Annotated in this window: 13 protein-coding genes; 4 read left to right on the top strand and 9 right to left on the bottom strand. The window is 45.5% G+C overall.

Features of this window, described 5'->3' with window-relative positions:
* Positions 1-4 precede the first annotated feature (4 nt).
* The 5 genes from ybeY to hrcA all read right to left on the bottom strand — a co-directional run bounded on the left by ybeY (position 5) and on the right by hrcA (position 4,717).
* Positions 5-511 (bottom strand): rRNA maturation RNase YbeY, encoded by a 507-nt coding sequence (gene ybeY / locus ACN083_RS04800; RefSeq protein ID WP_419101696.1) that lies wholly within the window; start codon positions 509-511, stop codon positions 5-7.
* Positions 511-1,530 carry a PhoH family protein gene (locus ACN083_RS04795; RefSeq protein WP_419101938.1) on the bottom strand — a complete coding sequence of 340 codons (1,020 nt, stop codon included), beginning with the start codon at positions 1,528-1,530 and terminating at the stop codon, positions 511-513. Before ACN083_RS04795 ends, ybeY begins: the two co-directional genes overlap by 1 nt.
* 203 nt (positions 1,531-1,733) lie before the next feature.
* On the bottom strand, positions 1,734-2,495 hold the full coding sequence (locus ACN083_RS04790; protein ID WP_419101695.1) for a 16S rRNA (uracil(1498)-N(3))-methyltransferase: 762 nt from the start codon (positions 2,493-2,495) through the stop codon (positions 1,734-1,736).
* A gap of 19 nt (positions 2,496-2,514) precedes the next feature.
* Positions 2,515-3,639: a molecular chaperone DnaJ gene (dnaJ, locus tag ACN083_RS04785; protein ID WP_419101694.1), complete on the bottom strand. Its 1,125-nt coding sequence runs from the start codon at positions 3,637-3,639 to the stop codon at positions 2,515-2,517.
* Between the two features lie 67 nt (positions 3,640-3,706).
* Positions 3,707-4,717, bottom strand: a complete 1,011-nt coding sequence (gene hrcA, locus ACN083_RS04780; protein WP_419101693.1) for a heat-inducible transcriptional repressor HrcA — start codon at positions 4,715-4,717, stop codon at positions 3,707-3,709.
* A gap of 125 nt (positions 4,718-4,842) precedes the next feature.
* Between hrcA and ACN083_RS04775 the strand changes: the two genes are divergently transcribed.
* Positions 4,843-5,706, top strand: coding sequence for a DUF3097 family protein (locus ACN083_RS04775; protein ID WP_419101692.1), 864 nt, complete (start codon positions 4,843-4,845; stop codon positions 5,704-5,706).
* Between the two features lie 202 nt (positions 5,707-5,908).
* A complete protein-coding gene (locus ACN083_RS04770; RefSeq protein WP_419101691.1) occupies positions 5,909-6,280 on the top strand; it encodes a DUF4870 domain-containing protein in 372 nt (123 codons plus the stop codon).
* 92 nt (positions 6,281-6,372) lie between these two features.
* Here ACN083_RS04770 and hemW read toward each other — a convergent pair whose 3' ends face one another.
* Both hemW and lepA read right to left on the bottom strand, forming a co-directional pair.
* Positions 6,373-7,572 (bottom strand): radical SAM family heme chaperone HemW, encoded by a 1,200-nt coding sequence (hemW, locus tag ACN083_RS04765; RefSeq protein ID WP_419101937.1) that lies wholly within the window; start codon positions 7,570-7,572, stop codon positions 6,373-6,375.
* 44 nt (positions 7,573-7,616) lie between these two features.
* Positions 7,617-9,473 (bottom strand): translation elongation factor 4, encoded by a 1,857-nt coding sequence (gene lepA, locus ACN083_RS04760; protein WP_419101690.1) that lies wholly within the window; start codon positions 9,471-9,473, stop codon positions 7,617-7,619.
* Between the two features lie 170 nt (positions 9,474-9,643).
* On the opposite strand from lepA, the gene ACN083_RS04755 reads away from it, so the two are divergent.
* Both ACN083_RS04755 and rpsT read left to right on the top strand, forming a co-directional pair.
* Positions 9,644-10,186, top strand: coding sequence for a type II toxin-antitoxin system PemK/MazF family toxin (locus tag ACN083_RS04755; protein WP_419101689.1), 543 nt, complete (start codon positions 9,644-9,646; stop codon positions 10,184-10,186).
* A gap of 198 nt (positions 10,187-10,384) precedes the next feature.
* Entirely contained in the window at positions 10,385-10,648 is a 264-nt protein-coding gene (gene rpsT / locus ACN083_RS04750; protein WP_419101688.1) for a 30S ribosomal protein S20, read from the top strand.
* A gap of 109 nt (positions 10,649-10,757) precedes the next feature.
* On the opposite strand, the gene holA is transcribed toward rpsT, so the two are convergent.
* Together holA and ACN083_RS04740 are read right to left on the bottom strand one after the other, a co-directional pair.
* On the bottom strand, positions 10,758-11,759 hold the full coding sequence (gene holA, locus ACN083_RS04745; protein WP_419101687.1) for a DNA polymerase III subunit delta: 1,002 nt from the start codon (positions 11,757-11,759) through the stop codon (positions 10,758-10,760).
* A 35-nt stretch (positions 11,760-11,794) separates the two neighbouring features.
* Positions 11,795-13,207 (bottom strand): ComEC/Rec2 family competence protein, encoded by a 1,413-nt coding sequence (locus tag ACN083_RS04740; RefSeq protein ID WP_419101686.1) that lies wholly within the window; start codon positions 13,205-13,207, stop codon positions 11,795-11,797.
* Positions 13,208-13,285: the final 78 nt, after the last annotated feature.

Here is a 13,285-nt window from a genome sequence, read left to right as displayed (position 1 = left end):
AAGTTTAATACCGTGTTTCTACAGGTGCAGGACGTCCTAAGAATGCTTCGAGAATGGAACGCTGAAGAGCGAACATCTCTGCTTCCTCTTCAGCATTTGCGTGGTCATAGCCAAGACAATGCAAAATCCCATGTACTGTCAACAGGCACATCTCATCGATAGTGCTATGCCCCGCTTGTTGACCCTGACGAGCAGCTACTGTAGGGCACAAAACAATATCGCCTAAAATACCAATGGTGGGGTTCTCTGGTGTCCCAACGCTGAGCTCATCCATAGGGAAAGACATGACATCTGTTGGTCCGGGAAGATCCATCCATTCAAGATGGATACGTTCCATCTCTGCTTCACCTACAACAGCTATAGAAAGTTCTGTGTCTTCTGAAATGTGCAGATGCTCAAAAGTGTGGTGCACTAAATTTGTAATCGTCTGCTGGTCAAAGGAAGCAAAGGATTCTCTCGTCCACTCGTCAGCAGAATCCTCAAGAGACTCAATATCAAAATCAATAGGCATTAGCTGTCCTTCTCTGCTTCAAAACCAGTTTTCTCTAGCAACTTTTCTGCAGCTGCTTCAATTGTCTGACGTTTAACCTTGCGTTGACGTTTACGTTCCATAGCAGTTTTGTCTTCGTCCCAGCGGTTATAGGCAGAAACAATATCAGAGACTAAAGCATGACGTACAACGTCTGTCGCATCAAGAATTGAGAAACTAATATCATCGATGCCTTCAAGGATTTGACGTATCTGACGTAATCCGGAGGCCTGACCATGAGGCAAATCAACCTGAGTAATATCGCCCGTAACCACAATTTTTGACCCAAATCCTAGACGTGTAAGAAACATCTTCATCTGCTCAACAGTAGTATTTTGGGCTTCATCTAAGATGATGAAAGCATCGTTCAGCGTACGCCCACGCATATAGGCTAAGGGGGCAACCTCAATAGTTCCAGCTTCCATAAGTCGTGGAATAGACTCAGGGTCTAACATATCGTGTAATGCATCATAAAGAGGGCGAAGATATGGGTCAATTTTATCGTTGAGAGATCCTGGCAAGAAACCTAGCCTCTCGCCTGCTTCAACAGCGGGGCGTGTCAAGATGATGCGGTTAACTTCTTTAGCCTGTAAAGCTTGAACAGCTTTAGCCATTGCCAGATAAGTTTTTCCGGTACCAGCAGGGCCGATACCAAAAATAACGGTATTATCGTCGATAGAATCTACGTATTTCTTCTGGTTAATGGTTTTCGGACGAATACTTTTGCCACGTGAGCTAAGGATATTTTGAGACATGGCAACAGCAGGACTTGCTAATTCAGCCGAAAGCATCCCAATGATTCGTGAAATAACCTCAGTCGTAATCGGAATAGATTGCTTACTGAGATGGCACAACTCCCCTAACAGCCGAATAACGGTCGTTACGAGTTCAGAATTTCCAGTAATGAGTAAATCTAAGTTTTTGGGTTGGATTGTAATTCCTGGGAATTTATCTTCTAATAACGTCAAAAAACTATCTGAAGGGCCTAACACTGAGACCATCTCATGATCAGAAGAGAAAGAAAAAGTACGTACAACAGATAAAGGACGATCTTGATGGGGATGTATTGCGGTGATAGGGTTCTCTTGCACTAGTGCTCCTTAAACTCCACTGGTCAATAGTCTATCGGGATGCTGGTCTTCTGCGGAGTATGAAGCCAACGAAAATACTTCTTCCCTATACGAAAAAAATTAGAAGTGGGCTTCTACCATATTTGCGAAATCGTATTAATAACGCACAGTGCGGCACTTCCTGCGGTAGAAGATCGTAATACGTGTTCGCCTAAGAGACAGACTGCGGCTCCAGCTTTTTCAAATGCCTCAAGCTCCTGCTCAGATATACCACCTTCTGGGCCAACAACAAGATAAATACGTTGAGGTAAACTCTCTAACTCCGAGATGTGCTGGGTCAATAGGCGTGTTCCTTGCTCATGCAAGATAATAACCATAGCACCGTGCGTAACCTCTTGTGCGATACGTTCAGCTAAATCGTGTGAAGATACAAGATTTTCGACCTGAGGTATCCAGCTACGTCGTGCCTGCTTTGCCGCAGCACGGACGGTGTTATTCCATTTCGTGTGAGCTTTTACTGCTCGTTCTTTTTTCCAACGAACGATAGAGCGGTCAGCGCTCCAAGGAATGACTCCCCAAATACCTAATTCAGTGGCGGTCTCTATCGCCAATATGTCTCTATCCTGTTTAGCTAACGCTTGAACAAGAATAATTTCGGTTGATGGTTCTTCGTGCAAAATAGTGTTTACACGAACTTCTAACCCATCCTCAAGATATGAGAACACTTCTGCTTCGGCTCGGGTACCTTTACCGTCAGCAAGGTCTATGTCCTCACCTATCTCTAAACGTTTCACGACTTTAGCATGATGCCCCTCTACCCCCTGCACAGCGATAAGCTGCCCTGAAGTTGCTGACTGAAGTTCATCAGAGGAAACATAGAAAATAGGTGAGGTCACAGAATATCCTTTGTACTTTTTAACGATCGAAACGTTCTTTGAAACGTGAGAAGAAACCGTGCTTCTCACGTACTGTTTCACTAATTTTGAGGTCTTCTTGACGGCTCTGAGCAAATTGTTGAAGCATTTCGCGTTGCTCTTCAGTCAAATTCGTCGGTGTTTTGACCTGGACATGAACTTTGAGCGAACCTCGATCTGCTCGATCAAAATGAGTCACTCCTAATCCTTTAAGCGTGACAACATCTCCAGATTGAGTACCAGCTTTAATGCTTACGGTTTGTGGACCATCAAAAGTTTCTAAAGTGACTTCTGTACCTAGGGCAGCTGCCGCCATACTAATAGCGATGGTGGCATGTAAATCATCATCTTCACGTGTGAAAGTATCGTGTTGATTGACGCGAAGATCCACATAGAGGTCTCCTGCTGGTCCGCCTGCTGTACCGGCCTCACCATAACCGGCTAGACGCATACGCGCGCCGGAAGAAACACCAGCCGGAATTTTAATGGTGATGGGCTTCCGTTCTCGGACTCGTCCTTCACCGTAACATTCTGGGCAGGGGCTTTGAATAACAGTGCCGAAAGTATTACAAGATGGGCACGCGACAGGCTGTACTACAGTTCCAAGGATAGATTGAACTTGTCGTTGCATATATCCTTGTCCACGGCAGGTGTCACAGGTGACAGGGGCTGTTCCTTCAGCGCAACCGTCACCATCACATTTTTCGCAGGTTACTGCGGTATCAACGGTAATAGGTTTTTCTGCACCAAATACGGCATCTTCAAGGCTGATACGAACCGTAATGCGAGCGTCTTGACCCTGACGTGTTCGGCTTGTAGGGCCCTGTTGCGGTTGGTTAAAGAAGGTCTCAAAAATATCCGAGAATCCGCTAAAACCTCCGAAGTTCGCGCCTCCGAATCCGCCTTGTGCCTGTCCGTTTTCGTTGCCGGTCTGGTCGTAAATACGTCGTTTATCAGGGTCAGAGAGAACATCGTGGGCATGTGATACGCGTTTGAACTCTTCAGCTGCTTCTGCCGAGGGGTTAATATCGGGGTGAAGCTGACGAGCTTTTTTACGGTATGCCTTTTTGATTTCTTCGGGGCTTGCATCAGGGGAAACACCTAATGTTTCATAGTGACTGCTCACTCACATCATCCTTATCGTGTGTTGCTATGTGTTGAAAGTATTTTGTAGAAATTCTAGTCGTTGAGAACTAACTACCCAAAATTTTTGAAAGATATTTTGCTACGGCTCGTACTGCGGCTGTACTTCCTGCATAATCCATTCTGGTTGGGCCAACAACCCCAAGCTTAGCGGTACAACTAGGCGAACTATATACAGAAGTAACGATAGACGTTTCGCTCAGAGGGGCCGCACTATTTTCTGTGCCAATACGCACAGCGTATCCTCGTGGGTCTTGAGCCATCTCAGCTAATAAATGCAGCATCGTTACTTGTTCTTCTAGAGCTTCTAAGATGGGTGCGATGCTGGTGCTGAAATCTTCTGTTGCTTGCGCCAGATACGAAGTTCCAGCAATAAGAAGTTTCGAGGTATCTTTGGGTGAAAGCAGTTGGCCTAACGCATCAAGAACCCCGTTCTCTAGGCTATGAGGAACATCACGAGAGGAAGGTAATGAAGCTAAGAGGGAACGTGCAACCTGATATTTCTGTTGCTGACATTTTTCGATGAGTCGAATTCGAAGCAGCTCAAGCTCTTCTTCCCTATACCGTTCAACTTGCGCTAGTCGTTGGGTGAGCTGCCCAGAGTTGCTAATCAACATTACCGTTACATGATGTTCTCCAACAGGTATTAGCTCAATATGTCGAACAACATTCTCCGGTGCAGAGGGGTACTGAAGAATCGCAACCTGCTGAGTTAGCTGCGACAGTATTTTAACTGTCTGTGTAAGTATTTCATCAACACTGTCATAAGAGTCTAAAAGACGGTGAATCGCACGTTTCTGCGCAGTCGAAAGAGGACGAGGATTAGAAAGCTCATCCACGAAGAAACGATACCCTTTTTCTGTGGGGATACGTCCCGCGCTCGAATGCGGTGCTGAGATGAGTCCCTGCTCTTCAAGGATAGACATATCGTTACGAACCGTAGCGCTAGAAACGCCTAAATGATGGCGTTCGATGAGCGCTTTAGACCCCACCGGTTCGCGGAAACTGATATAGTCCTCAACGATTGCTTGGAGGATCTTATGCTGACGAGATTGCGTCACGGAACCTACCTTGAAATAGAGAGAAATTAGCACTACTGCACTTTAAGTGCCAATGTAACTGTAGTACTGAAACCTATCAAAACCCTAGCGCGTACGCTCAGGGCTAATGGAATAAAATACTTACTATGGAAAATTACTATGCGTGGGGTGCTCAAGAACTCAACCAACTACACCAAAGAAATCAACCAGAGATACAAGAAGTTCATCTGGTTCAAGGAATGCTCCTTGAAGACGTTCATAGTGGTTGGGTTGGGATTGCTAAAACGTATGAGCGTATCGGCGCTGAAGGTATGGTGGGATTAGAAGACGCTCGAGGGAAAATTAAAACTTTTCCCTTAGGATTTGGCTTTCTTCTTGAAGGAACTCCTGTCAAAGTGCTACCCCCACGGGCACATGCCACTCGTTCTGTTCCTAAAATTAGTCGCTCTGGATCTATCGCCGTAGAGAATGCGCCGGCACAAGTTGCCCGCGCCTCACGTATCTGGGTCGAAGGTATCCACGATGCAGAACTGGTTGAAAAAGTATGGGGGCATGACCTACGAGTTGAAGGTATTGTGGTAGAACCTCTACACGGTATTGACGACTTGCCTGATGCGGTTCGTGAGTTTTGCCCTGCACCACACCGACGATTAGGTGTTCTTGTTGACCATCTAGTAGAAGGTTCTAAAGAAAGCCGCATTGTGGCTCAGGCGTTACAGATACCTGGTGCTAGGAACAACGTGCAGATTGTTGGACATCCTTTTGTCGATATTTGGCAGGCTGTACGTCCTCAACGACTAGGAATAAAAAAATGGCCAGTTATTCCTCGTGAAGAAGAATGGAAAAAAGGTGTACTCAAAAGGCTAGGATTGCCCTGCACGAGTCAAGAAGATGTTGCTCAGGCATGGAAAAAGATTCTAGGACGAGTGAACTCTTATCAAGATTTAGAACCTACTCTGTTAGCTCCGGTTGAACAATTAATCGATTTTCTGATGGAATCACCTGAGTAAAGGTTCAGCTGCGCCAAAGGTCTCGACTAAAGTGAAGAAAAAGATCACAAAAGTTCTTCTACATTGAACACATCAGACCTAGAATGGATTGTAATCTTTTATCTCGTAATCATTTAGCCTGTCTCGCAACTTTTAGAAGAGTGAGTGTTTTTTGAAAACTGTTGTATCCCCTGACTCTAAGTTTGAGGGTTCATCCACACCTATGAACAAGTTAACGGTCCAACAGGATCGCAACATCGCAACCCTCGCCCACTTTGGAGGCGTCATTGGTTGCATCCCCTCGGGTATTATTCTTTACCTCTACCGAGGACGCGGACCTTTCGCCGAACAAGAAGCTCGTGAAGCATTTAATTTCACCCTCTTGCCCTCTATCGTCATCGTGTTTTCGGTACTTTTTGCTGGAACACCTAAAATTGGTTGGCTATTTGGCCTCATCGCAGCATTGACGTGGACGTATCTTGCGTTCATGTCTTTACGCGCTGGAATTAAAGTCAACCGATCTAACCCCTACCAATACAAATTCAATACTTTTCTCTTTGAACGTATCGTCTCACTGACAGAGAAGAAAAAATAATCCTGTCAAAAATCAACTGTGGGTGGTGTGCATCGCTTATAAGCGACGCACACCACCCACAGTTTTATCAGAACACCTCGAAAGCAAAAAAATTATTCTGGAAGCAGTTCTCTGGTGACCGCATCACCTAATAAACGCCCCTGAAGAGTCAGCCCCACAACACCGCGTTTAAGCTGCTCATCGTCAATAAGCCCCTGATTTTGCAGCCACTGAAGCTTCCGGTTGAGAATTTCAGTACCATGAACTTTGGATAACGTCTCATAGGGAATACCATCAACAGTACGGAGCTCCAACATCACCTTTTCAAAAAACTGCGTCTTTTGATCAAGAATTTCACGAGCTGCTGCCGGTGAATCTCCTTGCCGAAGACGATGCGCGTAGGTTACGGGATGTTTAACATTCCACCAGCGTGTACCAGCAATATGAGAATGTGCACCAGGGCCAATTCCCCACCAATCTTGGTTACGCCAATACGAATAGTTATGAGTACTCCGATAGCGTGGTGCCTTTGCATAATTAGAGACCTCATACCAGTGGTATCCGGCCTCTGTGAGTAGTTCTTCTGCCAAAAGATACATATCTGCCATCAGGTCTTCATCTGGCATATGATACTTGCCTCGACGAATCTGAGCAGCAAGTTTTGTGCCATCTTCAACAATGAGCGAATACGCAGAAATATGGTCAGGCTCGTAACTAATTGCAGCTTCTACAGAACGTCTCCACTGTTCGAGCGTCTCACCAGGAGAACCATAAATCAAATCAACAGAAGTCTGTAATCCCTCGTGAGAAGCCCACGAAACAACTTTCGGAACATTCTCTGGCGTATGAGTTCGTTCAAGAACCGAAAGAACTTCAGGGACAACTGACTGCATCCCAATAGAAACACGCGTAAACCCGCCTGAAGCAAGCACCGCGAAATCTTTTTCTGATACAGAATCCGGATTAGCCTCAGTCGTAACCTCAGCCTCCGGAGATAAACCAAAAAGTTCGACAGCGTGACGTAATATTTTCACTAAATCTGCTACTGGTAATTTTGTGGGTGTCCCTCCCCCAAAAAATACCGTATTCATCGGACGTTCCGGAACCCCTGAACCTGTTAAGACCCGCTGAGCAAAGTCTAACTCTGTTATAGCGTCGTTTGCATACGTAGCTAAACCGACACCTTGCCCAAAATCTTCGGTAGCGTAGGTGTTAAAGTCACAATAGCCACATCGGATAGAACAAAAAGGTACGTGAACGTACAGACTGAACTCTTGATGCTTACTAGCTGCAACAGATTCGGCGGGTATCATTCCATCACTAGGAGCAGGAATACCTAAAGGTTGCGCCGGAGGGGTCACTTCTTAGACTTGTCCTTAGCTTCTTCAGTTGAGGATAGAGCCGCAATGAACGCTTCCTGTGGGACCTCTACCCTGCCGACCATCTTCATACGTTTCTTACCCTCTTTTTGCTTCTCCAAAAGCTTACGTTTACGAGAAATATCGCCACCATAGCATTTGGAGAGAACATCTTTACGGATAGCACGAATGTTCTCACGAGCAATAATACGAGAACCAATCGCGGCTTGAATAGGTACCTCAAATTGTTGACGAGGAATCAGTGTTCGTAGTTTTCCTGTCATCATCACACCATAAGAATAAGCCTTATCTCGGTGCGTGATAGCAGAGAACGCATCTACTTTCTCACCTTGTAAGAGAATATCGACCTTCACCAAATCAGCTTCTTCTTCCCCGTCAAATTTCCAGTCGAGGGACGCATAACCACGGGTACGTGATTTGAGCTGATCAAAGAAATCAAAAACAATTTCTGCAAGAGGAATACGGTACCGTAGCTCAACACGATCTTGAGATAGGTAGTCCATCCCACCCATGATGCCACGTCGTGATTGGCAAAGCTCCATGATTGCACCGATAAACTCGCTGGGAGCAATAATCGTACAAGCAACCATAGGTTCCTTAATCAGCGCTACTTTTCCTTCGGGAAATTCGCTGGGGTTTGTCACCCGTCGAGAAGTTCCGGATTCATCAACTACATCGTAGATAACGTTAGGCGCGGTAGAGATGAGGTCTAGGTTAAACTCTCGTTCGAGGCGTTCACGCACAATTTCAAGGTGTAGGAGACCTAAGAATCCGCAACGGAAGCCAAAGCCCAACGCGGCGGAGGTTTCTGGCTCATAAACTAATGCCGCATCGTTGAGCTTGAGCTTATCAAGAGCATCTCGAAGCGCCGGATAGTCAGAACCATCAATAGGGAACAGCCCCGAAAAAACCATCGGTTTGGGGTCTTCATATCCTCCAAGAGAGTCTTCAGCTGGATGGTGAGAGGACGTAACGGTATCACCGACGCGAGACTGGCGTACATCTTTCACACCGGTAATAAGATACCCGACCTCTCCGACTCCAAGACCTTTCGACGGGATAGGCTCTGGAGAAATAACACCAATTTCTAATAGGTCGTGTTCTGCGCCGGTAGACATCATTTTAATTTTTTGACGAGGGCTTAGCTTTCCGTCAACTACACGAACATAGGTGACGACTCCTCGATAAGAATCGTAAACCGAATCAAAAATCATGGCGCGTGCTGGTGCCTCAGCGGAGCCTTGAGGGGCAGGAATCAGCTCAACAATGCGGTCAAGAAGTTCTTCAACGCCTTCTCCCGTCTTACCAGAGACTCGTAAAACATCTTCTGGTTCAACTCCAATAAGATTTGCTAGCTCTTCAGCGTATTTATCAGGCATAGCAGCTGGCAAATCAATTTTGTTGAGAACTGGAATAATTGTTAGTTCGTTTTCCATCGCTAGATATAGGTTAGCGAGTGTCTGCGCTTCAATTCCTTGAGCGGCGTCGACAAGCAGTAATGCACCTTCGCATGCTGCCAGAGAGCGAGATACCTCATAGGTGAAGTCAACGTGACCGGGGGTGTCAATCATGTTCAAAGCGTAGGCCGTGCCATCAACTTCCCATGGCATGCGAACGGCCTGTGACTTGATGGTGATTCCCCGTTCGCGTTCAATGTCCATGCGGTCAAGGTACTGTGCTTTCATATCGCGCGGTGTAACAACGCCGGTTGCTTGAAGCATGCGGTCAGCCAACGTAGATTTCCCGTGATCAATATGAGCAATAATGCAGAAATTACGAATAATTTCTGGTGATGTTGCCGCGGGAACGGGAGCATTGGCAGCTAGAGGTGACACGTAGGGCATTCCTTTCAGCCGCAGAAACCTGCGAATAATATGATCATCAAATATCTAGTTTCCCATGTTTTCTGTTTTTCTGCTGTCTAAGACGTGATAAACACTGAAGATAATGGCGGTAATCTCAATAACAAGCAGACAACGATGGTCAAAACAGTTATGTTAAGGGAATGAAGTTTAATATTTCAACGGTGCGCCGTATCATTAGTCTTGCTCAAAGAGCCTACCGAGAATTCCAGAAAATTCAGCAAGGACCAGCAGATTCTGCACCTCGTCGAAGCTCTGGTAGCGACACAACCCGTCGTGAAGATTTTGCGGCTCGATACCCCGGTGATTATCGTGGCCCTGTACATTCTGAATATTCTCCCCACCTTGACGGAGAGCCAGACCCCGGTGAAGTGGTGTGGACGTGGGTGCCTTATGAAGAAGACCACACTCGAGGAAAAGACCGCCCCGTCATTCTCATTGGAAGAGATGGACAATACTTATTAGCTTTGATGCTAACAAGTAAAGACCATACCAACTCAACTCATCGAGATCGAAACTATATGGACATCGGCTCAGGGTCTTGGGATAAAAGCGGACGTGCCTCTGAAGTGAAGCTCGATAGAATTATTCGAGTAAACCCAGCAGATATGCGTCGAGAGGGTGCAGTGATGGATAAAACCACTTTTAATCGCATTCATCAAGCATTAGCCCATCGTAGTGCGTGAGAGGATTCTCAAACAACACGGTAAATGTGGGGAATAACTCTACTGACTCTGCCATAAGTTTCTGCTAGAGTTTCCTATGTGTGTCCGATGGTCATCGGGCACTGCTGATCGGTTGCCATAGGCATCCCCACGCCGCTCAGTCGATGATCGATCAGCGTAGCCCTCACCGACCAATTAGACAAAAAGAAAGTTTTAATCGTGGCTAATATTAAGTCCCAGAAAAAGCGCATCCTCACCAACGAGAAGGCTCGCCTTCGTAACAACGCTTACAAGTCTGAGCTAAAGACCGCTATCCGCAAGGTTAACGAAGCTGTTGAGGCGCAGAACGTAGAAGAAGCAACTGCTGCACTTCGTTTTGCAAGTCGCAAACTGGACAAGGCTGTTTCTAAGGGCGTTCTTCACAAAAAGACCGCTGCTAACAAGAAATCAGGTCTTGCTGTACGAGTAAATAAGCTTTCCTAATTTCACTTATCGTTCTCGGACGGTAATTGTCTATTAGTGAAGTGATGAGTAGTCCCCGGTAAGTTAACTTACCGGGGACTACTCATATCCAAAGACTATACCGGAGTCGTTATGAACGACTCATCGTAAGAATTGCCTTTTCAAGCGCAAATAAGGGGTCGGTACTCTCCCCTTTAAGCTGGGCATCAACTTCTGCTAAGACACGAAAAATTTCCGCCAAATCTTGCTCTGAAAAACGTCGCGAATCACGTTGAGCCTGCTCAACCTGCCACGGAGCCATCTTGAGTTCTGCCGCTAACGCTGCAGCATTCCCACGACTTCCATAGACTCTAGCAATATGACGCATACGAGCAGCTAAAGCCCCGACAAGAGGTATAGGATCGACACCGGTTGCTAAGGCATGACGTAAAAGCCTCAACGCTAACCGACTATTACCAGAGACCACAGCGTCAGAAACTTTAAAAGCTGTTACTTCTGTTCTTCCCCCATAATACTTATGAACAAGTTCTTCAGTAACAACATCAGGAGCGTCGCTCATTAGCTGAGAACAGGCAGAAGCTAACTCTGCTGTATCAGCACCAGTAGCCGCTACCAGAAGCTGAACTGCTTTAGCCTCAATAGTTTTTCGATGATCTTTAAACTCCTGAGAGACAAACTCTAACTTCTCACGGTCTGTCTTGAGAGGTTTACACTCCACCAGAGGAAAAGACTCCGATGCACGGAAAAAATCAACTAATTTCTTCCCCCTGCTGTTCGAAGCATTATGAGACAACACCATTGCTATATGAGTCTCAGGACGTTGAAGATAATCCATCACATCATGAAGAAAGTCCTCGCTCATCGAAGAAAGCTGATCGACCTCAATAATTTTTGAAGTACTAAACAATGACGGACTAGCAGCTGCAGCGAGTTCCCCTCGCCGATAGTCCTTTGCCGAAATCTCTACTCGATCAGCATCTGGATAATGCTTCATAAACTGCGCACGAATCCGTGTCTTTGCACGCGAAATAAAATATTCTTCACTACCCCATAACAACGTTGCTGGCGCTACCTGAGCTGACCGCCACGATACTGCAGAATTAGTAGAAGATGAACGAGTCTTCCTCGCCATAAAATGTGCCTTTCAACGTGACCAAAAGATAAAACTTATTTTCTCACAGAAGTACCTGAAGACTTTTCTTTAAACAACATCACAAAGAACGAAATAAAGGTTAGAAGCATAACAGCTCCTAGCGTAATTATCACGCTCAACATACCAGAGGGAACTTCAAGAGAACTAAACGGCAAGCTGGTAATACCCCGTGCAATCAACACTAATACATGAGCAGGGAACCAACCTATCTGTAGCAGCATATCAACAACCCAAAACCATCGACATAACCAACAACATAAGACTAATAACCCCACGACACTTAACGGAAGAACACAGATACTGGCAAACATATTTGCAAGAACCGTATATGGTGTAATTTTTTGCGTCAAAAGAACAAGCAACGGCGCACACCATAATGAAGCTGCTAAAGGAATCGCCAAAAGTTCAGACAACCATAAAGGAAGATGCCACGACAAGATATTAACCAGAATAGGTGCAAATACTATGAGTGCACTAGATGAGATAACAGAAAGAGAAAACCCCACACTGATTGATAGCTCAGGAGCATACACTAAAAGAACGATGACGCTCAACGACAAAAGATGCAACGAATACTTCATACTCCCCCGCAATACGGTATATGCCCCAAGTACACCCATAACCCATGCCCTGAGTACCGAATCTTCCCAACCTACTACGGCAGCATAAAAGAACGTCGCCATAGAAGCAACGAAAATACTATAAGAACGCACAAACCTAAAATACGTTAAAAATCGATAAAATAGCACAAAAATAAACGCAATATTTGCCCCTGAAACAGCAGTTAAATGTGTTAACCCAGCAACTCGAAACTCTCGACGATTCTGTGCGGGAAGCTGACTATCATCCCCATAACCCAATCCCAAAATTAAAGATCCCTCTGCTGGGCCGACTCTAGACGAGGCATAATGTGAAAGTCTCTCCTGAGATTCCTTAAGGAAAGAAGAGCTACCTTTCGATAACGGGTACACCTTAACCGAACTTAACTGAAATTGCGGTATGGAATTTTCTGGAACACCAATAACCTTTACAAACGTCCCCTCCTCAAACCTCTTTGAGGAGAAGAAGGTCATAGGAAGATTCAAAGATTTAACGTGCTTTAACGAAGGATGAAAAACTTTCTCCGCATGGAGGTACACCACATAACGGTGTGAAGCTATCTGGGAAGAACGCTGAACACTTCCCCAAAAACGTGCAGAACTCCCCTCAAGCTGCTCAAGAACATGAACCGAACCTGTAATATCTCTGGAAGATAGGTTTAGTCCCTGACAACAAACAGCCAAAAACACACTAGATAAAGTCAAACATATAGAGAAGAACACCCTAAAACGCTGTGGACCTAAAAAGAAGCCCCATACAAGAGAACACAACACACCTCCACCGACAACAAGAACATTATTCGATAATCCAAACCCTGCATAAGTCATCAACGTATAAACCCATATGAAAAATGCAGCTAAAACTAATCGAAAATCATGGTACGAAGAAACTACACGAATACGAGA

The organism is Rothia sp. CCM 9418 (genome assembly GCF_048512825.1).
Classification (GTDB): Bacteria; Actinomycetota; Actinomycetes; order Actinomycetales; family Micrococcaceae; genus Rothia.
This window is presented reverse-complemented; position numbering and strand designations above follow the sequence as displayed.